We start from the raw sequence: 24,632 nt of genomic DNA, 5'->3' as shown, positions 1-24,632 counted from the left end.
GGGCCTCACCCACGGGTCACGCCTTGGGCGCGTCGTCCGCCTTCGCGTCGGCCGGCTCGGCGTCCTGCGCCGCATCCGCGTCCGCGTCCGGCGCGGCATCCGCCGGCTCGGCGTCCGCCACCTCGGCTTCCGCCTTCGCCTTCGCGTCGGCCGGCTCGGCGTCCTCCGCCGCGTCCGCGTCCGGCGCGGCATCCGCCGTCTCGGCCTCCGCCCGCTCCCCCGTCGCCTGCGGCGGGATCTCCGCCGGGGCGTCGGCGGGCGCGGAGGGCTCCTCGCCCGCGCGCGTGATCGTGCCCTCGGCGATCTCGCGGGCGAAGTGGCAGGCCACCTTGTGGCCGTCGCCGAGGTCCGTCAGCTCCGGGCGCTCGGTCGCGCAGCGCGTGGCCTGGGCCCAGGGGCAGCGGGTGTGGAAGCGGCAGCCGGCCGGCGGGTTGGCCGGGGACGGGAGGTCGCCGTGGAGGAGGATGCGCTCGCGGCGCTCCTCGACCTCGGGGTCCGGGACCGGGACCGCGGACATCAGGGCCCTGGTGTACGGGTGCATGGGCTCCGCGTACAGCGCGTCGCTCGGCGCCTCCTCGACCAGCGAGCCGAGGTACATCACGCCGATGACGTCCGAGATGTGCCGCACCACGGCCAGGTCGTGCGCGATGACCAGGTAGGTCAGGCCCATCGACTCCTGGAGCTCCTCCAGGAGGTTGATGACCTGGGCCTGGATGGAGACGTCGAGCGCCGACACCGGCTCGTCGCAGATGATGACGTCCGGTTCGAGGACCAGGGCCCGCGCGATGCCGATGCGCTGGCGCTGGCCGCCGGAGAACTCGTGCGGGTAGCGGGAGAGGGCGTTGGAGGGCAGGCCCACCTTCGCCAGGATCTCCTTGATCTTCTCCCGGCGCTCGTCCTGGTTCGCGCCGATCCCGTGCGCGGCCATGCCCTCGCTGAGGATCGACTCGATGTTCTGCCGCGGGTTGAGGCTGCCCAGCGGGTCCTGGAAGACCATCTGGAGCCGGCGGCGGAAGGAGCGCAGTTCCTTCTCGGAGAGCTTGGCCACGTCGGTGCCGTCGAGCACAACCGAGCCGTCGGTGACGTCGACCAGGCGCAGCACCGCGCGCCCGAGGGTCGTCTTGCCGCAGCCCGACTCGCCGACCAGGCCGTAGGTCTGGCCCGCCTCGACCGACAGCGAGACGCCGTCGACGGCGTAGACGTGTCCCACCGTGCGGTCGAAGAAGACGCCCTTCCTGACGGGGAAGTGGACCTTCACTCCGTCGAGTTCCAGCAGGCTCATGCCGGTACCTCCGTGGTGGCCAGGACCGGGTTGACGCAGCGGGCGCGGTGTCCGGCCTCACGCGGTTCGGTCAGTGCGGGCGTGCCGGTGAGGCAGTCCATCTCGTACCGGTCGCAGCGCGGCGCGAAGGCGCAGCCCTCGGCCCAGGCGATCTGGTCGTTGATGGACCCGCGGATGGGGTGCAGCGGCTCGCCGCGCGGGGCGTCGAGCCGGGGGATGGAGCCGAGCAGCCCGTGGGTGTACGGGTGGGTCGGGTGGGCGAACAGCTCGCGGCGGGCGGCGGATTCGACGACCTTGCCGGCGTAGAGCACGTTCACCTGGTCGCACAGGCCGGCGACGACACCCAGGTCGTGGGTGATCATCAGCAGCGCGGTGCCCTCCTGGTCGACCAGTTCCTTGAGGAGTTCGAGGATCTGGGCCTGGATGGTGACGTCGAGCGCGGTCGTCGGCTCGTCGGCAATGAGCAGGCGGGGGGCGCAGGCCACCGCCATGGCGATGAGCGCGCGCTGCCGCATGCCGCCGGACAGCTGGTGCGGGAACTCCTTGAGCCGCCGGTTCGGGTCGGGGATGCCGACCCGGTCGAGCAGGTGGGCGGCCTCCTTGCGGGCGGCCTCGCCCTTCAGGCCCCGGTGGCGCTGGAGGATCTCGGTGACCTGGACGCCGATGGGGACGACCGGGTTCAGCGAGGAAAGCGGGTCCTGGAAGATCATCGCCAGGTCGCGGCCGCGCATGTCGCGCATCTTGCCGGGGCTGAGCGTGAGCAGGTCCGTGCCGTCGAAGTCGGCGCGCCCGCCGAGCGTGACGCCCTTGGCCGGGAGGAGGCCCATGAGGGCGAGCGAGGTCACGGACTTGCCGCAGCCCGACTCGCCGACGAGGCCGACGACCTGGCCCTGGTCGACGCTGAAGGAGACGCCGTTGACCGCCCGGGCGTCCTTGCGGCCGCGGCCGCCGAAGGTGACGGTGAGTTCGTCCACGGTGAGCAGTGGCATGACTAACCTCGCAGCTTCGGGTCGAGCGCTTCGCGCATGGCCTCGCCGAGCAGGGTGAAGCCGAGGGCCGTGACGATGATGCCGACCGCCGGATACACGGACATCATGGGTGCGTGCTCAAAGAACCGTTCCGCCTGCGAGAGCATGACCCCCCACTCGGGGACCGACGGATCGGGGTTGCCGAGTCCGAGGTAGGAGAGGGCGGCGGCCTCGATGATGGCGGTGGCGAGGCTGAGCGTCGCCTGGACGATCACCGGGCTCAGCGAGTTGGGCATGATCTGCGTGAAGACGATCCGCCGCTTGCGGATGCCGAGCGAGCGAGCGGCGAGCACGTAGTCGCTGCCCCCCTGGGCGAGCATCGATCCGCGCAGCAGACGGGCGAAGACCGGGATCTGCACGACGCCGACGGCGATCATTACCGTGGTGAGCGACTGGCCCATCACGGCAGCTACGGAGACCGCGAGGAGCAGCGAGGGCAGCGCCAAAAGGATGTCGGTGACACGCATGACGGCATCGTCGATCCGCTGTCCAGCCCGGCCGCCGAGTGTCGCCGCGGCGCCCGAGATGAGGCCGATCACGGCGCCAATCAGAAGGCCGATGAGCATGGAGACCACGCCGACCAAGAGAGTCTGGCGGGCGCCCACAAGCATCCGGGAGAACGTGTCGCGGCCCAGATGGTCCAGTCCGAACCAATTCTCGGCACGCGCGCCGACAAACGCACCCCGGTTGGCAAAGACCTCACCACGCCAAGTCTGGTCGGTCGGGCTGTGCGGGGCGATCCACGGTCCGATGACCGCGAGCAGGACGAACGCGCCGATGATCACGGCGCCGATGATGGCCATCTTGCTGGCGCGCAGCCGCCGCATCGCCTCGCGCCACAGGCTGGCGCCGCTCGCCGTCTCGGTCTTCGCCGTGAGTTCGGCGAGCCGGTCGATCTTCGACGTATTGGTGGATACCAGGCTCATCAGTGCACCCGCACCCTCGGATCGATGACGCTGTACGCAAGGTCCACGACCATGTTGATCAGCACGTACACCATCGCGATGAACATGATGAAGCCGACGAGCACCGGGTAGTCGCGGGCGTCGATGGCGGTACGGATGAAGGAGCCGATTCCACCGAAGGAGAAGACGGACTCGGTGAGCACCGCGCCTGAGAGGAGGCTGCCGGTGAGCAAACCGACGGCGGTGACGACCGGCAGCAGCGCGTTGCGCAAGATGTGCCGGCCGCGGACGACCCGGCGCTCCAGACCCTTGGATTCGGCGGTGCGAATGTAGTCCTCCCCGAGCACCTCCAGGACGCTGGCGCGGGTCATGCGGACGATGACCGCGAGCGGGATGGTGGCCAGCGCGATGCCTGGCAGCACCAGGTGCATGAGCGCGTCCCAGGCGGCGTCGAACTCGCCGGTGAGAATCCCGTCGAGAACGGCGAAGCCGGTCACGCTGGTCGCGTCAAGGCCCGTGGACTGGCGGCCGAAGGTGCCGAAGACGCCGCCGAAGGCGCCCCTGAGCAACTGGGCCAGGAAGAAGACCGGGATGCAGATGCCGACGAGCGAGCCCGACACCGAGGCCACGTCGAGCCAGCCGCCGCGCCTGCGGGCGGCGACATAGCCGAGCGGGATACCGACGGCGGTAGCCATGATCATGGCGGTGATGCTGAGTTCCACCGTGGCGGGGAACCGCAGCACGAATTCGTCCCAGACCGGTTGTCCGGTCTGCACCGAGGTGCCCAGGTCGAGGTTGACGAGCCGCTTCAGGAAGCGCCCGTACTGGACGTAGACCGGCTGGTCCAGTCCCAGTGCGCGGTTGATCCGCGCGACGTCGGCTTCGGTCGCCCGCTCGCCCAGGATCGCTGAGGCGGGTCCGCCGGGCAGTCGGTTCAGCCAGAGGAACAGCAGAACCGACAGGCCGAGCAGGGTGGGTATGAGCTGGAGAAGTCGTCGTACGACGAGTCGCAACACCCCGCGTGCCCCTTTCTTGCGTTGTTCGGGAGTCGGATGCGCGGACGCCCGGTCACGGAGGAACGCGTGACCGGGCGGACCGCTTACGGGGTGTTACTTGAAGGAGACCTCGGCGAAGTTCTCCTGCGTGAGCGGGGAGACCTTCGGCGGGTTGACGTTCTTGCCGAACGCGATGGCCGGCGGCGAGGACGTCAGCGGGAGACCCGGCAGGTAGTCCATGATCGCCTCGTTGGCGGCCTTGTAGAGGTCGGTCCGCTTGGTCGGGTCGCCCTGGAGCGAGCCCGCCTTCACCGCGTTGAAGACCTTGTCGTCCTTGAAGCCCCACTGCTTGTCGGGCTCGGCGAACCAGGTGCCGATGAAGTTGTAGCCGTCGTTGAAGTCACCGGTCCAGCCCAGCATGTGCAGGGCGCAGGAGCCGGCCTCGACCGCGTCCAGGTAGTCCGGGTTCCACTTCAGCGGCTTCGGGGTGACCTTGATGCCGGCCTTCTCCAGGTCGGCCTTGATCAGCTCGAAGATGTCCTGCGGGGCAGGCATGTACGGGCGGGTGACCTCGGTCGGGTAGCACATCTCGATCGAGAGGTCGCTCGCGCCGGCGGAGGCGAGGAGCTGCTTGGCCTTGGCCGTGTCGAAGGGGTACTTCTTCACGTTCTCGGACCAGCCGGCGACCGTGTCGGGCATGAACTGGGTCGCGACCTTGCCGCCCGCGGGCAGCTGGGTCTTGACGATGTTCTCGCGGTCGACGGCGTGCGCGATGGCCTGGCGGACCTCAGGCTTCTGCAGCGCCGGGTTCTTCGTCTGCGTCATGCCGAGGTAGAGCAGGTTGAAGACGTCACGGGTCGGCACCTTGAAGCCGGCGCTCTCGAGCGTCTTGATGTCGGCCGGGGCAACGAGGTCGTAACCGTCGATGTCCCCCGCCTGCAGCGCCTGCCTACGAGTTTCCTCGGTGTCGATCGTCCTGAAGACCAGGTTCTTCACCTTGGCCTTGTCGCCCCAGTAGTCGTCGAAGCGGGTCAGGCTGACTTCCTTGTTGCCCTTGTTCCACTTCGTGATCTTGTACGGGCCGGTGCCGGCGACCGTGCCGGCCTCCTGGCTGTACTTGGGGTACGTGATGGCGTCGCCCTTGGCGCTCGCCTCCTGCTTCTCGTACTCCTTGATCGCCTTCGGCGAGTGGATCGCGAGCGCCTGGAGCGAGAAGCCGCCGGGCAGGTTGGCGGAGGGCTTGAGGACCTCGATGACCGCCGTGTTCTCGTCCTTCGCGGTGCAGGACTTGTAGTTCGGCGCGGGGGCTTCCTTGTCCTCGTTCTTCGCGAAGCCACCCATGATGTCCTGCCAGTAGGTGGAGATCGCGGAGGACTGGTAGGTGCCCTTCCAGTTGAACCAGTGGTCGTAGTTCGCGCAGACCGCGGCGGCGTTGAACGCCTCGCCGTCGTGGAACTTCACGCCCTTGCGCAGGTTGAACGTCCAGACCGTGCCCTCAGGGTTGCTGGACCACTTCTCGGCGAGACCGCCGACCAGCTTGCTGCCGCCGGACTCGTGCTCGAGCAGCGCCTCGAAGGCCTGCCGGGTGACGCGGAAGGTCTCGCCGTCGGCGGCGAGCGACGGGTCGAGGGAGGCCGGGTCACCGGGGGCACCGAAGACGAAGGTGTCCTTCGCTCCGTCCTTGCCCCCGTCCTTGCCCCGCTCGCTCGCGCAGCCGGTGGCGATGAGGCCGACCGCGAGGGCCGCCGTCAAAGCCCGGGCTGACCGGGACGTGAATATTCGCATGGGTCCACCCCTGGGTCGCCATGTGTGGTCGGTCTGACCGGCCGAACGCTACTGGCGAGTGACGCGGCAGAGAACAGTCCGCATAGCGGTGATATCAAGCTGAGACCCGGACAGTTGGCAAATCGGGCGGATGCGGGACATCGCAGCGTCGCCGTCCGAAAGCGGAGCCAAAAGCTCAGCTCGGCAAGGGATTTCGGGGAGGTTTCCGCGGCGTTTCCGCGGCGGCTCAGCGGTGGTGCGCGGGCGGGTAGCCGTATCCCGACTGGTGAGACGCGGCGCCCGGTGCGGCGGCGTGGGCGTCCCGGTCGTAGAACGGACGGGCGTGGGCGTACAGCCACATCGCGACCGGGTCGTACGTGTCGGACATGGCCACCGTGGAGACGGGCAGCCCGTCGGGGACGGCGGCGACCGTCTGGTGCATCATCGCCCGGACGGCCTCGACGGAGGCCGGCGAGGAGTCGTACAGGTCGAGGCCGATGGCGAGGTACGGGGAGCCGAGCGCGGGCTGCACCCAGGCGCGGCGCAGCGAGCGGACGGCCGGGGTGCGGTGGGCGTTCTGCGTGAGCAGCGCGTAGAACTGCGGGATCTCGACGGCGGGTTCGGACAGCCGCAGCGGTCCCGCGGGCATCCGGTCCAGGCCGGTGGCGATGCGGCGCAGGTCGGCCCACGGGATGCCGACACCGCCGCCGGGCGCGTGCGGATTCAGCCAGATGCCCCAGCGGTCGGGGAAGAGGGCGCGGGCGATCTCGATGCCGGTGACGAGCTCGTGGGCCCGGTTCCAGCCGGAGGCGGCGAGCTCCTGGGCGGAGGTGACGCACGGCGCGTAGCCGTAGCCGTCGACCTCCATGTTGCCGTACTGGGCGTCGGGCGAGCCGGGAGTGCCCTGCCAGAGCAGCATCCACACCTCGGAGCCGGCGAGGGCGTGCAGCAGCTGCTCGTAGGCGTCGTGACGCCCGGGTGCCACCTGGCGCAGCATGTGCTCGACCTGTCCGGTCGCGGCGGTGCCTGACGCGCTCACCGTGGGTCCCGCCCCTCTTTCGTACGGCTCGGCTCGTGGATCGGTTCGGCTCGGGGTTCAGCGTGGGTACTGCTGGAGGCCCGACTGGAAGTTCAGCTTAGACGGGGGGTCCGTCACACGGCGGCGCGCTGGAAGAAGGGGCGCACCTTGTCCAGCATCCAGTCGCCGACCGGGTCCTGGGCCACGTCGAGCAGGATCAGGTTGACCGGCCAGGCGACCTCGACGCGGCCGAGGGCCCGGCCGAGGGCGTCGAGCGGCGCGTTCCGGTCGGCCTCGGGGCCGGTGAGCTGGACGCCGACGAAGAGGGCGGGTTCGGTGCCCTCGACGCTGGCGAGGGCACGCCGGGCGGAGTGGACGACGCCGGTGGCCTCGAACTCGGCGGAGGCGGCGGCGAGGAAGTCGACCGGGTCGTCCTGCCAGTCGGGCTCGAAGAGGCGGACCCGGCCGCCGGTCGCCGGCCCGTCGAGGGCGGTGCGGCCGGCCCGGCAGAGCTCGGCCACGGCGGGCGGCGGGAGCGGGACGCCGACGGTGCCGCCGGGGTTCACGGCGATGCCGAGCTGCGGCGGCAGACCGCGGGCGAAGTCGCGGGCCGGGGCGACGGTGTACGACATGTGGGCGCCGACGCAGGCGAGGAACTGCTGCTCGGAGCTGAAGACGGGCACGTAGGCGCCGCCCTCGATCTCCATGGTGGGCAGGTCGAGGTCGGTGCTGTCGGGTCCGCCGCCGTTGGGCAGCGGCACCCAGATCGGGCTGCGGCCGAGGACCTCGACGAGACGGCCTCCGGCGGAGGGGTTGCCGAGGGAGGCGGCCAGTACTTCCTCGAGCTCATTGCCCGGCCACGTCACGTCCACGGTCCTCGTCGTCCCCTTTCCCGGCCCTTTCGCGGCCCTTTCCCGGCGCCCGGCGCGGATCCGCCGGACAGGCCGTATGCACCTTAATGGCGCTCCGGCGGCCCTGTGACCGGAAAGGACGCCCGAAGGGGCCGGAGTGGTTCACGCCACGTCGCGGAATCCGATCTTCCGCAGGGTGTCGGCGGCAGCGCGGTCGAGCAGGGTGACCGAGGCGCAGCCGGGTGGCAGCGCGCCCGCCTCGGCGGTCCGCACCAGTCGGCCCACCGCACGGCGGTGCCGGGCGAAGGCGTACGAGGAGACGCCGCGGCCGCGCTCCCGCTGGCCGGCCCGGGCGGTGTCGGGGTCGACGTCGAGCAGGATGAGGTGCAGTGCGACGCCGCGCCGGCGGGCCTCGCGGGCGAGCCAGCCGCGCACCCAGGACTGGGTGCCGCAGTCGTGGACGATCACCCCGGCGCCGGTGCGCAGGGCTCGGCGCAGGCCCGCGTAGTGGGCGATCCGGGCGAACGGACGGTAGACGGCGTACGGCAGGAAGCGGGGCAGCCGCTGCTCCCAGCGCTCCCGGGTGTGCTGGGAGTCGACGGCCCGGCCCTCGGCGGCCCGGCTCATCAGCGTGGACTTCCCGGCGCCGGGCAGCCCGGAGACGACCACGACGTCGCCCGCCGCGTACGTGAGCACGCGGGGGCTGCGGCCCTCGCGCTCGCGCAGGTCGCGCAGCAGCCGCGCGCGGCGCCGGGTGCGGGCGCGCTCGCGCGTGCGGGCCCGGGCGACCGCCCGCTGGGGCGGTATCCCGGTGTTCGTGGCCGCGGCCGCGACACCGGTGCGCTGGATCGTCATCGCTTCTCCCCCTGTCGGGTCTGCGGAGACCCTTGCCCACGAAGTGTAAAGAGACGGTAATGCGGCACAAGCGATTTGCCGCGCGGATCCGCCGTGCAATGATGAGCGCGCCACGCGCTCGCCCGAGCGCGCACAACCGCATACCGGCCGCTCGAATCCGCGCGGGAGAGTTCCGGTCGCCGGCGCAGTCGCGCCGCGTCGCCCGGGCGCCGAAGGAGCAAGTACCTCCCTTGAATCTCTCAGGCCCCGTACCGCGTGGATGAGGCAGATCTGAAAAGCGGGTCGCGCTGTCGCGTCCCCACCCAAGGTGCAAGCCGAACTCTCGGTGACGAGATGCTCTCGGTGAACCTCTCAGGTTCCATGACAGATGGGGAGGATCGTCCTCACCGTCTTGTCTGTCGTGCCCTGCACGCCCTGGGACCCGGGAGCCACCCGATGAGCACTGCCCCCCGTCTGACCGCCCTCGACGCGCTGCACCGTTCGCTGGGCGCGACCATGACCGACTTCGCGGGCTGGGACATGCCGCTGCGGTACGGCAGCGAGCGCGACGAGCACAACGCCGTCCGCACCAAGGCGGGCCTCTTCGACCTCTCCCACATGGGCGAGATCACCGTCACCGGCCCGCAGGCCGTTGACCTCCTGGACTACGCCCTGGTCGGCAACATCTCCACCGTGGGCAACGGCCGCGCCCGCTACACGATGATCTGCCAGGAGGACGGCGGCATCCTCGACGACCTGATCGTCTACCGCCTCGGCGAGACCGAGTACATGGTCGTCGCCAACGCCTCCAACGCCCAGGTCGTCCTCGACGCGCTCGTGGCCCGCTCCGAGGGCTTCGACGCCGAGGTCCGCGACGACCGCGACGCGTACGCGCTGATCGCCGTCCAGGGCCCCGAGTCCCCCAGCATCCTCAAGCAGCTCACCGACGCCGACCTGGACGGTCTGAAGTACTACGCGGGCCTCCCGGGCACCGTCGCCGGCGTCCCCGCCCTGATCGCCCGCACCGGCTACACGGGTGAGGACGGCTTCGAGCTGTTCCTGAAGCCGGAGCACGCCGAGGGCGTGTGGCAGGCGCTCACCGAGGCGGGCCAGGGCGTCGGCCTGATCCCCTGCGGCCTGTCCTGCCGCGACACGCTCCGCCTGGAGGCGGGCATGCCGCTGTACGGCCACGAGCTGACCACCGCGCTCACCCCCTTCGACGCCGGGCTCGGCCGGGTCGTGAAGTTCGAGAAGACCACGAACGAGGGCCGCTTCGTCGGCCGCGAGGCCCTGGAGAAGGCCGCCGAGCGCGCCGAGACCGCCCCGCCGCGCAAGCTGGTCGGCCTGGTCGCCGAGGGCCGCCGGGTGCCCCGCGCCGGCATGTCCGTGGTCGCGAACGGCGAGGTCGTCGGCGAGATCACCTCCGGCGCCCCGTCCCCGACCCTCGGCAAGCCGATCGCCATGGCGTACGTGGACGCGGCCTTCGCCGAGCCCGGCACGGAGGGCGTCGGCGTCGACATCCGCGGCGCGCACGAGCCGTACACGGTCGTGGCGCTGCCGTTCTACAAGCGCCAGAAGTGACCATGGGGCCGAGGCTCCTCAGGCACCGGACATGAGCCGGACGTGACGCATCCGTCTCAGTCCGTGTCTCACCCCGTAAGACCCACGTTCATCAGTACTCCCCCGATCCAGGAGAATCAGGTCATGAGCAACCCCCAGCAGCTGCGCTACAGCAAGGAGCACGAGTGGCTGTCGGCCGTCGAGGACGGCGTCGCCACGGTCGGCATCACCGAGCACGCGGCGAACGCGCTCGGCGACATCGTGTACGTCCAGCTCCCCGCGGTCGGTGACACCGTGACCGAGGGCGAGTCCTGTGGCGAGCTGGAGTCGACCAAGTCCGTCAGCGAGCTGTACGCCCCTGTGTCCGGCGAGGTCGTCGAGGCCAACCAGGACGTCGTGGACGACCCGGCGCTGGTGAACACCGCCCCGTTCGCGGGCGGCTGGCTGTTCAAGGTGCGCCTCTCCGACGAGAGCCAGGCCGACGCCCTGCTCAGCGCCGACGAGTACACCGCCTTCACCGCCGGCTAACCGAGACCCCCTAGGGATCGATTCATGTCGCTTCTGAACACCCCTCTCCACGAGCTGGACCCCGACGTCGCCGCCGCCGTCGACGCCGAGCTCCGCCGCCAGCAGTCCACCCTCGAGATGATCGCCTCGGAGAACTTCGCTCCGGTCGCGGTCATGGAGGCCCAGGGCTCGGTCCTCACCAACAAGTACGCCGAGGGCTACCCGGGCCGCCGCTACTACGGCGGCTGCGAGCACGTCGACGTGGCCGAGCAGATCGCGATCGACCGGATCAAGGACCTGTTCGGCGCCGAGTACGCCAACGTGCAGCCCCACTCCGGCGCCTCCGCCAACCAGGCCGCGCTGTTCGCGATCGCCCAGCCCGGCGACACGATCCTCGGCCTCGACCTGGCGCACGGCGGCCACCTCACCCACGGCATGCGCCTGAACTTCTCCGGCAAGCAGTTCAACGTGGTCGCGTACCACGTGGACGAGGCCGGTCTGGTGGACATGGCCGAGGTCGAGCGCCTCGCCAAGGAGCACCGCCCGAAGGTGATCATCGCCGGCTGGTCGGCGTACCCGCGTCAGCTGGACTTCGCCGAGTTCCGCCGGATCGCCGACGAGGTCGAGGCGTACCTGTGGGTCGACATGGCCCACTTCGCCGGCCTGGTCGCCGCCGGTCTGCACCCGAACCCGGTCGAGTACGCGGACGTGGTGACCTCCACCACGCACAAGACGCTCGGCGGCCCGCGCGGCGGCATCATCCTGGCGAAGAAGGAGTTCGCGAAGAAGCTGAACTCCTCGGTCTTCCCCGGCTTCCAGGGCGGCCCGCTGGAGCACGTGATCGCGGCCAAGGCCGTCTCCTTCAAGGTCGCCGCCTCGGAGGAGTTCAAGGAGCGCCAGCAGCGCACGCTGGACGGTGCCCGGATCATCGCCGAGCGCCTGGTCCAGGACGACGTCACGCAGCACGGCGTCTCCGTCCTGTCCGGCGGCACGGACGTCCACCTGCTCCTCGTCGACCTGCGCGACAGCGAGCTGGACGGCCAGCAGGCCGAGGACCGCCTCCACGAGGTGGGCATCACGGTCAACCGGAACGCCGTTCCGAACGACCCGCGCCCGCCGATGGTCACCTCCGGCCTGCGCATCGGCACGCCGGCCCTCGCCACCCGCGGCTTCCAGGCCGAGGACTTCCGCGAGGTCGCCGACATCATCGCCGAGACGCTGAAGCCCGGCTTCGACGCGCAGGCCCTGAAGGCCCGCGTGACCGCTCTGGCCGAGAAGCACCCGCTGTACCCCGGCCTGTAGTAATTTCGTACCCTTTAGTTCCAGGGTTCGTACGTACGAAAGCTCCGGGGCACCACGCACACTGGACGGTGAGTGTGGTGCCCCACCGCTTTGCGCCCCCTCAACGCCCCCGTACCGCTCTTCCTGCTTGTTCTGCACCACCCCGGCAGACAACGGCGTCTAGCCCCACAAGGAGTCCCCGTGGCCATCTCGGTCTTCGACCTGTTCTCGATCGGCATCGGTCCGTCGAGCTCCCACACGGTGGGCCCGATGCGCGCGGCCCGGATGTTCGCCCGCCGGCTGAAGAACGAGGGGCTGCTCGCCCACACGGCGGCGATACGGGCGGAGCTGTACGGCTCGCTCGGCGCCACCGGCCACGGCCACGGCACCCCGAAGGCGGTCCTGCTCGGCCTGGAGGGCCACTCGCCGCGCACGGTGGACGTGGAGACCGCCGACGACGAGTTCGAGCGGATCAAGGAGAGCGGCCGGATCAACCTGCTCGGCGCCCACGAGATCCCGTTCTCGTTCGACGACGACCTGATCCTGCACCGCCGCAAGGCACTGCCGTACCACGCCAACGGCATGACGGTCTTCGCGTACGACGCCGAGGGCGCGCTGGTCCTGGAGAAGACCTACTACTCGGTCGGCGGCGGCTTCGTCGTCGACGAGGACGCGGTCGCGGGCGAGAGCCCCATCATCCCGGACGACACGGTCCTGAAGTACCCCTTCCGCACGGGCGACGAGCTCCTCCGCCTCACCAAGGAGACGGGCCTGTCCATCTCCTCCCTGATGCTGGAGAACGAGAAGGCCTGGCGCACGGAGACGGAGATCCGCGAGGGCCTCCTGGAGATCTGGCGCGTGATGCAGGCCTGCGTCTCGCGCGGCATGTCCCGCGAGGGCATCCTGCCGGGCGGCCTGAAGGTCCGCCGCCGCGCCGCGACCTCGGCCCGCAAGCTGCGCTCCGAGGGCGACCCGGCCGCGCACGCGATGGAGTGGATCACTCTGTACGCGATGGCCGTGAACGAGGAGAACGCGGCGGGCGGCCGCGTGGTCACCGCCCCGACGAACGGTGCGGCGGGCATCATCCCGGCGGTCCTGCACTACTACATGAACTTCGCGGCCGGCGGGGCCTCCGAAGAGGAGAAGGAGGACGGCGTGGTCCGCTTCCTCCTCGCCGCCGGCGCGATCGGCATGCTCTTCAAGGAGAACGCCTCCATCTCCGGCGCCGAGGTCGGCTGCCAGGGCGAGGTCGGCTCCGCCTGCTCCATGGCGGCCGGCGCCCTCGCCGAGGTCCTGGGCGGCTCCCCCGAGCAGGTCGAAAACGCCGCCGAGATCGGCATGGAACACAACCTGGGCCTCACCTGCGACCCGGTCGGCGGCCTGGTCCAGATCCCGTGCATCGAGCGCAACGGCATGGCGGCGGTCAAGGCCGTCACGGCGGCGAAGATGTCGATGCGCGGCGACGGCAGCCACCTGGTCTCGCTCGACAAGGTCATCAAGACCATGAAGGAGACGGGCGCGGACATGAGCGTGAAGTACAAGGAGACGGCGCGGGGCGGCCTCGCGGTGAACATCATCGAGTGCTGACGCGCCCCGCCGCGGGCTGATCGCACCGCGGGCTGATCACATCGTCCCGACGCCCGGGATCGTCGGGGCCTCCTGGGGCCCCGGGGGTTCGTCCCGCAGCAGCGGCACCGGGCGGCGCAGGGCGAAGGCGCCGGGGAGGTCCAGGCGGCTGCCCCGGCGTTCGGCGATCGGGGTGCTCTGGACCGCGAGGCTCACGTCGACCGCGCAGTCTCCCGCCCTGACCGCGGTCAGACAGGCGTCGCGGACCACGCAGACCAGGCCGGAGATCCAGAGGACCAGGTTCAGCTCCACCTCGAGGGTGCCGAGCTTCGCGCCGTCCACGTAGAGGTCGACGTACGGCCGGTGCGTGGAGGTGATCTTGTGGCGGGCCAGGGCGACGACCTCCTCGCTGCCGGGCAGGTCCCGGGTGCGCCGGGCGGCGGACCGCAGGCCCGCGTGGCCGCGCCAGCCGCCGGCCACCAGGTCGAGCACGTCGAGGCCGAGGAAGTCGTCGACGACCGTCGCCAGCTCGTGCTCCACGGCCCGGTCGGCGGCGGGCGTCCTGCCGCGTACGGGAGCGAGCAGCGGGCCGGCCGTGCCGTGGGCGCGCAGCGGGCCTTCGAGGCCCTCGCCGGCGTCGAGCAGGAACGAGCGGACGGACGTAGGGGCCGCCACGGGCGGGATCACGGTCGCTGTCATCGCTCCTCCTCCGCGGAGCCGTCGCCCTCCAGGCGCTGGCGCCCGGGGTCCGCGTGCGGGTCGAGCCGGGTGGTGCGGGTCGGGGGATCGCCCGGCTGCCGGGTCTCGGTCAGCGCCGTGGCGCCGGTGGCGGGCCGCAGGGTGGCGCGTATGTGCTTGTGCACCCAGCGCGGGCCGCGGTGCAGCCGCCCGAAGTAGACGAGCGCGGCGGCGGCGAGGGCGAGCGCGGCACCGGAGGTGCCGCCGACGACCACACCGACGGGGGTACTGGACCCGCCCTCCGACCCACCGGACCCACCACCAGTATCGGTCCCACCGTTGTCGGTCCCACCGTTGTCGGTGCCGCCATTGTCGGTACCGCCGTTGTCCGTGCCACCGTTGTCGGTCCCGCCGTTGTCCGTTCCGCCGTTGTCGGTGCCACCGGTGTCCGTCCCGCCGTTGTCCGTTCCGCCGTTGTCCGTTCCGCCGTTGTCGGTTCCGCCACCCGTGGGCGTGACGGTGAACGGGGCTTCGGCGTACTGCTCCGGGTGGTCCACGCAGACCGCCCGGATCGTGTGCGCGCCTTCCGCCGCGTCGTCCGGCACCGTGATGTCCGCACCGAGGTCGCCCGAGCCGTCGACGGTCGCGGTGGCCAGCTGCTCGGAGCCGTCCCACAGCAGCTGGGCCTCCGTGCAGGTGAACCCGGTACCGGTCGCCGTTGCCGTCGCGCCGGCGACGTCCTGCTCGGGGGCGACGGTGAGGACGGGGTTCGCCTCCGTCGTCGTGCCCGTGACGACGAAGGGGGCCTCCGCCGAGACACCCGGGTAGCCGACGCAGACGGCCCGGATCCGGTGATCGCCCGGCTCGATGTCGTCCGCGAGCGTGATCTGCTCGCTGAAGGTGCCCGTCTCGGCACCCACATCGATGTGGTAGTCCAGCGCCCGCGTCTCGTCCACGTAGAGCTCGACGTCATCCGCGTAGCACATGCCGAAGCCCGAGCCCTCGACGCCGATGGTCGTTCCCGGCGGCCCTTCGGACCGGTCGAGCTGGAGCGCCGGGGTCTCGGACGACGGCGGCGTGCCCTCGCCGGTCACGGTGAAGGACGCCGAGCCGTAGTAGTAGTCACCGGTGTCGGGGTCCTCGTCGCACGTCGCCTCGATCGAGTGCTGCCCGGCCGGGGTGCCGTCCGGCACCGTGATGGAGCCGGAGATCTCGGGCACGTTCACCGTGCCCGGCTCGGCATGCCCGCCGTCGAAGGTGATCGTCACCTCGCCGCAGGCCTCGAAGCCCTGGCCGCCCACCGTCACGTCCGTCCCGGCCGGACCCGAATCCGGGGTCAGGTAGACGCCCGCGTTCAGCGGTTCGGCCGCCGCCGGTGGCGTGAAAGCGACCGGCCCCACGCTGATCGCCGCGCTCAGAAGCACCGCCGTCAGCATTCGACGCGCCAGTCGCAGGGCAGTGAACATGAGGGTGAGGAGGTGGGGGGTCGTCTCCTATTCTCCTCCGGCCTGCGGATCTTCGCTCGTCGGGAGCCCTCCGCTCACGGCAGCAGCCAGTGCGGGTCCGGTACCACCGTGAGGAGCGCCGAGACGACCATGACCGCCGCCAGTACGGACAGCTCGATCCGGGCCGGCGGCTGGGCGTCCTCGCCGCGGAGCATGCGGCGGCGGGCGGTGAGGGCGAGGAGGGCGGTCAGGCCGAAGAGGGCGAGTTTGACCAGGAGGACCCTGCCGTACGCGGTGGTGAACACGCCGTCGAGCGGGAGGCGGCGCAGGGTGGAGCAGGTGCCGGTGACGGCGAGGGCGGCGAAGACCCAGGCGGCCATCTTCGCGTAGCGCATCAGGACGTCCCGGGCGCCGCCGCGCAGCCGCATGGTGCGCAGCACGTACAGGAGGGTGCCGAACCAGAGCGACGCGGCCGTCAGGTGGACGACCGTGAGGGTGACGCCGATCGCCGGGGTGTACGCCTCCGGGTGGGCGCGCAGCGCCTCGGCGACGACGGCGGCGGCGAGCGGCCCGAGGGCGAGGGCGGGGCGTCTGGTGGCCGCGCAGACGGCGGCGAGCGCGAGGGCGTTGGCGGTGACGAGGAAGAGGCGGCCTTCGCGCAGCCCGTACACGGTGCTGAGCTTCAGTCCGCTGATCACGGCGAGGAGCACGAGGAGGCCCGCGGAGGCGGCGCAGCCGACGGCGGCGGCCGGGACGGACCAGCGGCGGGGCAGCGGGCCCTCTCCGGCGATCCGGACGCCGACGATCTCGCCGATCTGGACGGCGAGCGCGGCGACGACGAGGAGGCGCAGCAGGGTGGTGGTGCCGGCGGCGGGGATCTGCAGTTCGCCGGTGCCGGTCTGGGCGAGTGAGGCCCCGAGGAGGGCGACGGTGAGGACGGCGACTGCGGCGATTACGGCTGCCGTCAGGCGGCGGGTCGGGGTGCCGAAGGGGCCTGGGAGCGTCACCTCATGATCGTCACCGGGGGCCGGACGGGCGGCAACTCACGTACGTACGCTTGGTCGTACGGCGCCGCCCGTCCGCGCCCCGGACGGTGGGTTCCGGGGTCAGGCCTTGCTGAGGTGGGCCCAGAACTCGTCCCAGGAGAGGACGCCGTCGCCGTTGTCGTCGCGCTGCTTGATGAGCGCCTCGGCGACCGTCTCGGTCACGTTGAAGTCGCCCATCTCGGCCATGACGTGCTTGTACTCGGCGGCCGTGATGAAGCCGTCCCCGTCCACGTCGAACTTGTTGAATGCCGTACGTGCCGACTCGATGTCCGCCACTGTTTCCGCCCCTTCATGGTGCTTGATGTCGGGGGCCAGATTAGCGGGCGCCCCGGTGCCGGATGATGGGGGCATGAAGAGCGACGTGGCGGAGATACTGGCGGCCGCGGCGCGCGGGGAGTTCCCGCCGCCGGACGGCTCGACGACGATCGTGCCCCAGCCGAACGCCCGGGACGCGGGAGTGCTGTCGTTCACGGCGCACTCGGTGGTGTTCCTGGACGAGGACCCGGAGTGGATCCGGGCGGAGCTGGCGACGGCGTCGACGGATCCTCTGGTGGCGAGCATGACCCCGCGGTTCCACGCGGCGCTGATGGCCCGCACGGGCCGGCACGTGCACACGGTCGACCTGATGACGGTCGCGGACGCGCTGCCGGGCGAGCCGGCGGTCGAGCTCCGGGAGATCGAGGACCAGGAGCATCCGCGGGTGGCGCGCGCCCTGAAGTACCGCGACGACGTCCGGGTGTGGGCGGCGGACGGCGGCGTGCTGATCATGGGCCGGGGCGTGGCGGGCCGCATGGAGGTCGCGGTCGAGGTGGACGAGGACGTACGGCACCGGGGTCTGGGGCGGGCGCTCGCGACAGCGGCCCGCCACCTGACTCCGGACACCGTGGTGTGGGCCCAGAACACCCCGGGCAACGCCCGCAGCGTCCGCACCTTCCAGGCGGCGGGATACCGCCCGGTGGGCGCGGAGGTGCTGCTCGTCGCGGGCTGAGGCAGACGCGGTCTAGGTCGTTTCTTTCGGATCAGGGCCGGATAGGCCGCGGCGTCTGGTGCATGGGGTCTCCCCAGGCCCGCCAGGGCCGAGGGGAAGCATCGCAAGGCGCACCGGAGCGTCGCGATAGCGGAGCTATCGGGGCGTTTCGGCAACGCGGCGAGGTGCCGTGCCAGGCGTCGCGGACCCGGCCAAGATCCGGAAGAGACGGCCTAGCGGAAGATGCCCGTGTGGCCGAGTGAGTAGCGGCCCGGCTGCGGGTAGACCGCGAGGCCGTGCGGGCCGCTGCCGACCGGGATGCGGGCCAGCTGCTTCCCGCTCGTGGTGTCGATCGCGTAGACCTCGGAGTCGTAGCGTCCGGAGAGCCACAGCACCTTGCCGTCGGCGGAGACGCCGCCCATGTCGGGGGATCCGCCGTCGGGGAGCGGCCACTTCTTGGTGAGCTCGTTCCTGGTGAAGTCGAAGACGGAGATCGTGCCCTCGCCGCGGTTCGACACGTACATCTCCCTGGAGTCGCGGGAGACGTAGAGGCCGTGGCAGCCCTTGCCGGTGGGCAGCAGCCGCGGGGTGGTGAACTTCTCGCCGTCGAGGACCCACATGCCGTGGGCCATCATGTCGGCGATGTAGAAGGTCTTGCCGTCCGGTGAGATCTTCACGTCCTGCGGCATGGCGCCCTGGAAGGGCAGTTTCTGCTGGCCGACGACCTCCATCTTCTCGGTGTCGACCTTGAGCAGCTCGCCGGAGAACTCGCAGGAGACGACGAAGTAGCGCCCGTCGGCGGAGAAGTCGGCGTGGTTGACGCCGTAGCAGGAGACGGGGACGGTCTTCTTCCGGTCCATGGTGTGCGGGTCGCGGAAGACCAGCTCGCGGTCGAGCGAGGCCATGACGACGGCGTACTTCCCGTTCGGGGTGAAGTACAGGTTGTACGGGTCGTGGACCTCGACGGGCTTGCCGGCGACGCCGGTGGCCGGGTCGATCGGGGTGAGGGTGTGGCCACGGTTGTTGTTGACCCAGAGGGTCTTCAGGTCCCAGGAGGGGACGACGTGCTGCGGCTGGACGCCGACCGGGATGGTCTCGACGACCTTGTAGGTGGCGGGGTCGATGACGGAGACGGTGTTGGAGTTGGTGTTGGGGACGTAGACCCGGGACGGGAAGCCCCGTACCACCGGGGAGAGCTGGTTGGGGCGGTCGGCGGCGTAGACGTCGTCGGGCTCGAGCAGGGGCGGCATGCCGGGCAGCCCGGCGGGCGCCGCGGCCGGTTTCGGTACGGCGGGCACGGCGGCGGCCTTCTTGACGCCGCCGGCGGTGTCGGTGGCGGCCGGGCGGGGGCTGCCGCAGGCGGCGAGGCCGAGGGCGAGGAGCAGCGCGGCGGCGGCCAGGGTCTTCGTACGGCGGGGGTTCGTGCGGGTGGCGGGGGTCGGCATCACGTGAGCAGCTCCGTGGTGGTGACCGCGGAGAGGCCGCGGCGGTCGAGGTCGGCGAGGAGGAGGGGCAGCGCGGCGACGGTGTCGGGGTAGCCGAAGTGGAGGCTCACGACCGAGCCGTCGCGGATCGGTCCGGTCACGTTGGCGACGACGGTCTCGGGTCCCGGCGAGGTGAAGTCGAGGGAGTCGACGTCGTACGAGAGCACGTGCGGGTATCCGGCGCGGCGGGCGGCCCGCCGGACGGTCTCGGTGGCGTGCTGGGTGCGGGAGGGCCGGAACCAGGTGCCGATGGAGCCGGTGAGACGGCGCAGCCGGTGGGCGCAGCCCTCGATCTCGGCGTGCGCCTCGGCCTCGGTCATGGCGGTGATGTCGAGGTGGCGCTGGGTGTGGTTGCCGAGGTCGTGGCCGCCGTCGAGGATGCGGCGGGCCATGTCGGGGTGGCGGTCGAGCCACTCGCCGACGGCGAGGACGGTGACGTGGGCGCCGGCCCGCTCGGCGTGAGCGAGGATCGCGCGGGCGGTGGCGGGGTCGCCCTGGCCGTGGAAGGTGAGGGCGACCCGGGGCCGGTCGCGGGGGCCGTTGGCGATCTCGGCGGGCCGGCCGGGCCAGCGGCGGGGCGCGGGCGCGGCGACGGGTGCGGCGGGCGCGGGCTGCTGTCGCCGGGGCTCGGGGCGGGGCTCCGTGCCGCAGGCCGTGGCGAGGGCTCCCGCGAGGGCGCTGGCCGCGCCCGCCCGGAGGGCACCGCGGCGGTCGGTCGGCATCACGGGACCATTTAACGGCCGATACGCCCGAAAGATAACGATTGGGCCGATTCAGGACGTTTGCGGGTCGCGATCAGCCGTCCACCATGCGGACAGGGCGAGGAAACACGCGATGAACCCCATATTTATTCATGCTTTACAAGGTGGGTGCTGTAGGTCACCAACGATTCATCGGTAAACCGTCCGGCTTTGTCCGGATCTGCCCCGGTAGGGACTTTTGGCACCGAGGCCACCTGTCTGCCATAGTCGATGACACGACCCCCATTGACCCGGGCCAGGTCGTCGTAGCTGCCGCGGATACACCCCCCCATTCCGCGGCGCACCACACGAAAGCCCCCACGCGCCCCATCCCGGCGGACGGGGGCTTTCGTGCGTCCGCGCCCGACGACCACCCGCCGGCCCGGCCGGCGTGCGGCCGGCGGTCGCTCAGCGGTCGCTCACCCTCATCTCGAACCAGGTGGTCTTGCCGCGCGGCGCGAGGTCGACGCCCCAGCGGTCGGAGAGCTTGTCGACGAGGAAGAGGCCGCGCCCGCTCGTGTCGAGCTCGTGCACCGGCATCAGACAGGGCAGGCCGCGCGAGGGGTCCCGGACCTCGACGCGGATCCAGCCGCGGCGCCGCAGCATCCGCAGCGCGAAGACCCGGGCGCCGGTGTGCCGGACGGCGTTGCCGACCAACTCCGAGACGAGCAGCACCGCGTGCTCGGCGATCTGCGGGGTGAGCGCCCAATGGCGCAGGACCACCCACTGGGTGAGCCGGCGGGCGACCGCGGCGGACTCGGGACGGGACGGCAGCCGGGCGTCCTCCTCGGCCGGGTTCCCGTACAACCGCAGTGCCTCCGCGGCCTGTTCGTCCTCGGCGGCCGGTATCCACCGTGCGGCGGTCGCACCGCCACGCTGCCGCGGTTGATCCATACCCTCCAGGCCCGCCATGCCCCCCATCATGGCCGGGCGCGGCCCCGCGCGGGGCCGTTCCGGGGGATTCGCCCCCTCGGATCGGACAATTCCGCGGGACTGACTCTGGCATATGCCAAAGTCAGTCGGAACGCGGTCACGGTCGTTCGGATCCGGCCACTCAGACGAACTTGGCCTTGCCCGGGCCCTCTTCGACGAAGCTGCGCATGCCGCGCTCGCGGTCCTCGGTGGCGAACAGGCCCGCGAACCAGGTGCGCTCGATGGCGAGGCCGGTGTCGATGTCCGCCTCAAGACCCTGGTCGACGGCCTCCTTCGCGGCGCGCAGCGCGATCGCCGGACCCTGGGCGAGCTTGGCGGCCCAGGCGTGCGCCTGCTCGTAGACCTCGGCGGCGGGGACCACGCGGTCCACCAGGCCCAGCTGGAGCGCCTCGTCGGCCTTCACCATGCGGCCGGTGAAGATGAGGTCCTTGGCCCTGGAGGGGCCGATGAGACGGGAGAGCCGCTGGGTGCCGCCGGCGCCCGGGATGAGGCCGAGCAGGATCTCCGGCTGGCCCAGCTTGGCGTTGTCCGCGGCGATCCGGTAGTCGGCGCACAGCGCCAGCTCGCAGCCGCCGCCCAGGGCGTAGCCGGTGACGGCCGCGACGACCGGCTTCGGGATGCGGGCGATCGCGGTGAAGGAGTCCTGGAGCGCGCGGGACCGCCTGACCATGGCCGCGTGGTCCATGACCTGCATCTCCTTGATGTCCGCGCCGGCCGCGAACACCTTCTCGCCGCCGTACAGGATCACCGCCCGTACGTCGTCGCGGTCGGTCGCCTCCTGGGCCAGCTCGCGCAGCCGGTCCTGGGTGGCGATGTCGAGGGCGTTCATCGGGGGGCGGTCGAGGCGGATCGTGCCGACGCCTTCGGCGACTTCGAGGTTCACAGTCATGGTCCGAAGGTTAGCCGTCGTTAACGACAACGGACCCGGTGCCGTTGCTCACAGCACCGGGTCCCGTCACAGGGGTGGGAGGCCGCTTACGCCTTCCACTCCGACCAGGACATGTTCCAGCCGTTGAGGCCGTTGTCCGGCTGGATCTGCTTGTCCTTCGAGTTCTTCACGATGACGACGTCACCGATCAGCGAGCGGTCGTAGAACCAGGCTGCCGGCGTCGTGCTGTCGCCGGCGCCGCGCGCGTCCCGCAGACCGACGCAGCCGTGGCTGACGTTGGCCGAGCCGAACGTCGAGGCGGACGCCCAGTAGTTGCCGTGGACGAAGGTGCCCGAGGTGGACAGGCGCATCGCGTGCGGCACGTCCTTGATGTCGTACTCGCCGCCGAAGCCCACCGTGGCGCCGTTCATCCGGGTCACCTTGAACTTCTCGCTGATGACCATCTGGCCGTTGTACGTCGTCGTGGACGGCGCGCCCGCGGTGATCGGCAGGGTCTTGATGATCTTGCCGTCGCGCTCGATCTTCATCGTCTTGGCGCTCGCGTCCACCGTGGAGACCTGACGGCGCCCGATGGTGAAGGAGAAGGTCTTCTTCTGCGTGCCGTAGACGCCCGGGCGGCCCTCGACGCCGTCCAGGTTGAGCTGCACGGTCACCTTGGTGCCCGCGGCCCAGTACTCCTCCGGCCGGAAGTCGAGACGGTCGTTGCCGAACCAGTGGCCCTCGATCTCCACCGCCGGCTCGGCCGTGACCTTGATGGCGCGCTCGACGGCCTCCGGGTCGGTGATGCCACGGGTGAAGTTGATCGAGACCGGCATGCCGACGCCGACGGTCTGGCCGTTCTCCGGCGTGTAGTGGCCGATGAAGGTGTTCTTCGGCGTGAGCGTCGAGAAGGTGGTGTCCTTCGCCGACTCGCGGCCCTCGGCGTCCTGGGCGACCGCGTGCACCTTGTACTGGGTGCTCGCGGACAGGTGCCCGACCGGCTCCCAGCTGCTGCCGTCGGCCGCGAGCTTGCCCTCGACCTTGTGACCCTCGCTGTCGGCGACCGTCACCGTGGTCAGCTTGCCCTGCTGGGCCGTCACCTTCAGCGCGCCGCTGGTGGCGACCGCGTCGGCGCCGTCCTTCGGAGCGATCGTCACGACGGCCTGGGAGGCCGCGTTCTCCTGCTTGCCGCCGCCGGCGCCCGCGCCGTCCTGGCCGCCCTTGGCGCCGCCGGCGTCGCCGCCGCCGCACGCCGTCAGGACGAGGAGCAGCGCTCCCGTCGCCAGGGCCCCCAGGCGGGTGCCACGACGCCGTCGTCCGGCGGTCGTTCCGGATATCGGCTGGCCGTTCACTATGGTTCTCCCCTCGCACGACCCGGCACTGCCTGGGCCCCACCCCCGTGCGCATCCTCCCGCGCGCACGGCGTTAATTAATCACATCGCAGGACACGAAAGTTCCTCGCGAATGTCACCGTTCAGTCCCAGTTGGCGTGATACGGCGGGCCGGGCGCGGGGCGGCCCGGCCCGCGAGGGTGTCTCAGCGCAGCGCCGAGCCGGCCTTCCAGCGGCTCCAGTCCATGTTCCAGCCGCCCAGGCCGTTGTCCGGAGCCACCTGCTTGTCGCGCGAATTGACCACCTCGACCACGTCACCGACGAGCGTCCGGTCGAAGAACCAGCCGGCCGGGGTGTCCGAGCCGCCGCCCTTCACGTCCCGCAGGCCGACGCAGCCGTGGCTCACGTTGGCCGAGCCGAACGTCGAGGCCGACGCCCAGTAGTTGCCGTGCAGGAAGGTCCCCGAGTCGGTGAGGCGCATCGCGTGCGGCACGTCCTTGATGTCGTACTCGCCGCCGAAGCCGACCGTCCGCCCGTCCATCCGCGTCACGTCGAACAGCTCCGTGACCACCATCTTGCCGTTGTACGTGGTGGTCTTCGGCGCCCCGGCCGTGATGGGCAGGGTGGTGAGCAGCTCGCCGTCCCGGCGGATCTCCATGGTGTGCTTCTCGGCGTCGACCAGGGAGACCTGCGAGCGGCCGACGGTGAAGCCGACCGTCTTGCGCTGGATGCCGTAGACGCCGGGCGCGCCCTCCACGTCGCGCAGCGCCAGTTCGACGGTCACCCTGGTGCCCGGGGCCCAGTACTCCTTCGGCCGGAAGTCGAGGCGGTCCCTGCCGAACCAGTGGCCGGCGACCTGCACCGGCGGGTCGGAGGTGATGCGGACGGCCCGCTCGACCTCCGCGCGGTTCTCGATCTCCCGGTTGAAGGAGAAGGAGACGATCATCCCGGTGCCGACCGTGGACCGGTTCTCCGGCTTGAAGTAGCCGATGAACCGGTGCTCGGGGACCACGGTGGTGAAGGTGGTGTGCCGGGCCGAGCGGCGGCCGTGCCCGTCCAGTGCCACCGCGTCCACGCTGTACTTGGCGGCGAGCGTGAGCCGGGTGTCCGGGCGGGGCCGCCAGCGCAGTCCGTCCGCGGAGATCTCACCCGCCACCTCCGTCCGCTGCGCGTCCTCCACCTGGACGACCGTCACCCGTTCCAGGCGCCCGCTGTCGACCCTCACCTCCAGGGGCCCGTCGGCCGGCACCCCTCGGGCGCCGTCCTCCGGGCTGACCCGGATCACGTCGCCGGGTGCCCGCGCCTTGCCCGGCAGGGTGAGGTCGACGCCCCCGCCGCCGTCCGCTCCGGTGCAGCCGGCGAGGCCCACGAGGAGGCCCGCGACCGCGAGCGCGTACCCGGCCCGCTTCAGTACATGTCTCACGCCCGGCCCAACGACGGCCCCCCTCCAGGGGAAACGTGCGTGCGGGGCATGTTGGGAGCACGGCCGCGCGGGCAGAACAGGTGGGAGGACCACGTGCGGGGCCGCGGCCGGGACGCCGCGGGTCCG

General features: G+C 71.2%; 23 protein-coding genes and 1 riboswitch. Of the genes, 5 read left to right on the top strand and 18 right to left on the bottom strand.

The genetic code is table 11. The features are described from left to right. Positions 1 to 16: 16 nt before the first annotated feature. The 8 genes from ACFWJO_RS24785 to ACFWJO_RS24750 all read right to left on the bottom strand — a co-directional run bounded on the left by ACFWJO_RS24785 (position 17) and on the right by ACFWJO_RS24750 (position 8,698). Complete coding sequence (locus tag ACFWJO_RS24785; protein WP_386868405.1) at positions 17 to 1,282, bottom strand: ABC transporter ATP-binding protein; 1,266 nt, start codon at positions 1,280 to 1,282, stop codon at positions 17 to 19. Beyond that, entirely contained in the window at positions 1,279 to 2,271 is a 993-nt protein-coding gene (locus ACFWJO_RS24780; protein ID WP_386868403.1) for an ABC transporter ATP-binding protein, read from the bottom strand. Before ACFWJO_RS24780 ends, ACFWJO_RS24785 begins: the two co-directional genes overlap by 4 nt. Positions 2,272 to 2,273: 2 nt before the next feature. Beyond that, on the bottom strand, positions 2,274 to 3,236 hold the full coding sequence (locus ACFWJO_RS24775) for an ABC transporter permease (RefSeq protein ID WP_386868401.1): 963 nt from the start codon (positions 3,234 to 3,236) through the stop codon (positions 2,274 to 2,276). Further along, positions 3,236 to 4,231, bottom strand: a complete 996-nt coding sequence (locus ACFWJO_RS24770) for an ABC transporter permease (protein ID WP_386868399.1) — start codon at positions 4,229 to 4,231, stop codon at positions 3,236 to 3,238. The genes ACFWJO_RS24775 and ACFWJO_RS24770 overlap by 1 nt, the downstream gene beginning before the upstream one ends. 93 nt (positions 4,232 to 4,324) lie before the next feature. Next, entirely contained in the window at positions 4,325 to 5,995 is a 1,671-nt protein-coding gene (locus tag ACFWJO_RS24765; protein WP_386868397.1) for an ABC transporter substrate-binding protein, read from the bottom strand. 226 nt (positions 5,996 to 6,221) lie between these two features. Continuing rightward, on the bottom strand, positions 6,222 to 7,013 hold the full coding sequence (locus tag ACFWJO_RS24760) for an enhanced serine sensitivity protein SseB C-terminal domain-containing protein (protein WP_386868395.1): 792 nt from the start codon (positions 7,011 to 7,013) through the stop codon (positions 6,222 to 6,224). A gap of 113 nt (positions 7,014 to 7,126) precedes the next feature. Beyond that, positions 7,127 to 7,864 (bottom strand): enhanced serine sensitivity protein SseB, encoded by a 738-nt coding sequence (locus ACFWJO_RS24755; protein WP_386868393.1) that lies wholly within the window; start codon positions 7,862 to 7,864, stop codon positions 7,127 to 7,129. A gap of 141 nt (positions 7,865 to 8,005) precedes the next feature. Then, the gene (locus tag ACFWJO_RS24750; RefSeq protein WP_386868391.1) at positions 8,006 to 8,698 is read right to left on the bottom strand and encodes an AAA family ATPase; all 693 of its coding nucleotides are present in this window, start codon (positions 8,696 to 8,698) and stop codon (positions 8,006 to 8,008) included. Positions 8,699 to 8,850: 152 nt separating this feature from the next. Next, positions 8,851 to 8,962: riboswitch (glycine riboswitch) on the top strand. A gap of 171 nt (positions 8,963 to 9,133) precedes the next feature. Between ACFWJO_RS24750 and gcvT the strand changes: the two genes are divergently transcribed. The 4 genes from gcvT (at position 9,134) to ACFWJO_RS24730 (ending at position 13,612) form a co-directional block, all read left to right on the top strand. Then, positions 9,134 to 10,258, top strand: coding sequence for a glycine cleavage system aminomethyltransferase GcvT (gene gcvT / locus ACFWJO_RS24745; protein ID WP_386868389.1), 1,125 nt, complete (start codon positions 9,134 to 9,136; stop codon positions 10,256 to 10,258). A 123-nt stretch (positions 10,259 to 10,381) separates the two neighbouring features. After that, a complete protein-coding gene (gene gcvH, locus ACFWJO_RS24740) occupies positions 10,382 to 10,765 on the top strand; it encodes a glycine cleavage system protein GcvH (RefSeq protein ID WP_386868387.1) in 384 nt (127 codons plus the stop codon). Between the two features lie 24 nt (positions 10,766 to 10,789). Further along, on the top strand, positions 10,790 to 12,046 hold the full coding sequence (gene glyA / locus ACFWJO_RS24735) for a serine hydroxymethyltransferase (RefSeq protein ID WP_386868385.1): 1,257 nt from the start codon (positions 10,790 to 10,792) through the stop codon (positions 12,044 to 12,046). 180 nt (positions 12,047 to 12,226) lie between these two features. Then, positions 12,227 to 13,612, top strand: a complete 1,386-nt coding sequence (locus ACFWJO_RS24730; RefSeq protein WP_386868383.1) for an L-serine ammonia-lyase — start codon at positions 12,227 to 12,229, stop codon at positions 13,610 to 13,612. Between the two features lie 36 nt (positions 13,613 to 13,648). Here ACFWJO_RS24730 and ACFWJO_RS24725 read toward each other — a convergent pair whose 3' ends face one another. From ACFWJO_RS24725 to ACFWJO_RS24710, 4 genes are all read right to left on the bottom strand, one after another. Next, entirely contained in the window at positions 13,649 to 14,290 is a 642-nt protein-coding gene (locus ACFWJO_RS24725) for a hypothetical protein (protein ID WP_386868381.1), read from the bottom strand. Next, positions 14,287 to 15,693: a hypothetical protein gene (locus ACFWJO_RS24720; protein ID WP_386868379.1), complete on the bottom strand. Its 1,407-nt coding sequence runs from the start codon at positions 15,691 to 15,693 to the stop codon at positions 14,287 to 14,289. Before ACFWJO_RS24720 ends, ACFWJO_RS24725 begins: the two co-directional genes overlap by 4 nt. A gap of 116 nt (positions 15,694 to 15,809) precedes the next feature. Beyond that, positions 15,810 to 16,721 carry a copper resistance D family protein gene (locus ACFWJO_RS24715; protein ID WP_386868377.1) on the bottom strand — a complete coding sequence of 304 codons (912 nt, stop codon included), beginning with the start codon at positions 16,719 to 16,721 and terminating at the stop codon, positions 15,810 to 15,812. A 99-nt stretch (positions 16,722 to 16,820) separates the two neighbouring features. Then, positions 16,821 to 17,036, bottom strand: a complete 216-nt coding sequence (locus ACFWJO_RS24710) for an EF-hand domain-containing protein (RefSeq protein WP_384413615.1) — start codon at positions 17,034 to 17,036, stop codon at positions 16,821 to 16,823. A 73-nt stretch (positions 17,037 to 17,109) separates the two neighbouring features. Here ACFWJO_RS24710 and ACFWJO_RS24705 point away from each other — a divergent pair, with 73 nt between their 5' ends. Further along, positions 17,110 to 17,748, top strand: a complete 639-nt coding sequence (locus tag ACFWJO_RS24705) for a GNAT family N-acetyltransferase (RefSeq protein ID WP_386868375.1) — start codon at positions 17,110 to 17,112, stop codon at positions 17,746 to 17,748. Between the two features lie 212 nt (positions 17,749 to 17,960). Here the strand turns inward: ACFWJO_RS24705 and ACFWJO_RS24700 are convergent, their stop codons facing one another. The 6 genes from ACFWJO_RS24700 to ACFWJO_RS24675 all read right to left on the bottom strand — a co-directional run bounded on the left by ACFWJO_RS24700 (position 17,961) and on the right by ACFWJO_RS24675 (position 24,506). Continuing rightward, on the bottom strand, positions 17,961 to 19,172 hold the full coding sequence (locus tag ACFWJO_RS24700; RefSeq protein ID WP_386868373.1) for a hypothetical protein: 1,212 nt from the start codon (positions 19,170 to 19,172) through the stop codon (positions 17,961 to 17,963). After that, positions 19,172 to 19,933 (bottom strand): polysaccharide deacetylase family protein, encoded by a 762-nt coding sequence (locus ACFWJO_RS24695; RefSeq protein WP_386868371.1) that lies wholly within the window; start codon positions 19,931 to 19,933, stop codon positions 19,172 to 19,174. Before ACFWJO_RS24695 ends, ACFWJO_RS24700 begins: the two co-directional genes overlap by 1 nt. A gap of 426 nt (positions 19,934 to 20,359) precedes the next feature. Continuing rightward, positions 20,360 to 20,875, bottom strand: a complete 516-nt coding sequence (locus ACFWJO_RS24690; RefSeq protein ID WP_386868369.1) for an ATP-binding protein — start codon at positions 20,873 to 20,875, stop codon at positions 20,360 to 20,362. A 130-nt stretch (positions 20,876 to 21,005) separates the two neighbouring features. Next, positions 21,006 to 21,773, bottom strand: coding sequence for an enoyl-CoA hydratase/isomerase family protein (locus tag ACFWJO_RS24685; protein WP_386868367.1), 768 nt, complete (start codon positions 21,771 to 21,773; stop codon positions 21,006 to 21,008). Between the two features lie 86 nt (positions 21,774 to 21,859). Further along, positions 21,860 to 23,104, bottom strand: a complete 1,245-nt coding sequence (locus ACFWJO_RS24680; RefSeq protein ID WP_386868365.1) for an Ig-like domain-containing protein — start codon at positions 23,102 to 23,104, stop codon at positions 21,860 to 21,862. 184 nt (positions 23,105 to 23,288) lie between these two features. Continuing rightward, a complete protein-coding gene (locus ACFWJO_RS24675; RefSeq protein ID WP_386868363.1) occupies positions 23,289 to 24,506 on the bottom strand; it encodes an Ig-like domain-containing protein in 1,218 nt (405 codons plus the stop codon). Between the last annotated feature and the right edge of the window lie 126 nt (positions 24,507 to 24,632).

It is taken from the genome of Streptomyces sp. NPDC127092, assembly GCF_042722475.1.
Classification (GTDB): domain Bacteria; phylum Actinomycetota; class Actinomycetes; order Streptomycetales; family Streptomycetaceae; genus Streptomyces.
The sequence above is the reverse complement of the archived record's forward strand: the minus strand, read 5'-3'. Positions and strand labels throughout refer to the sequence as shown.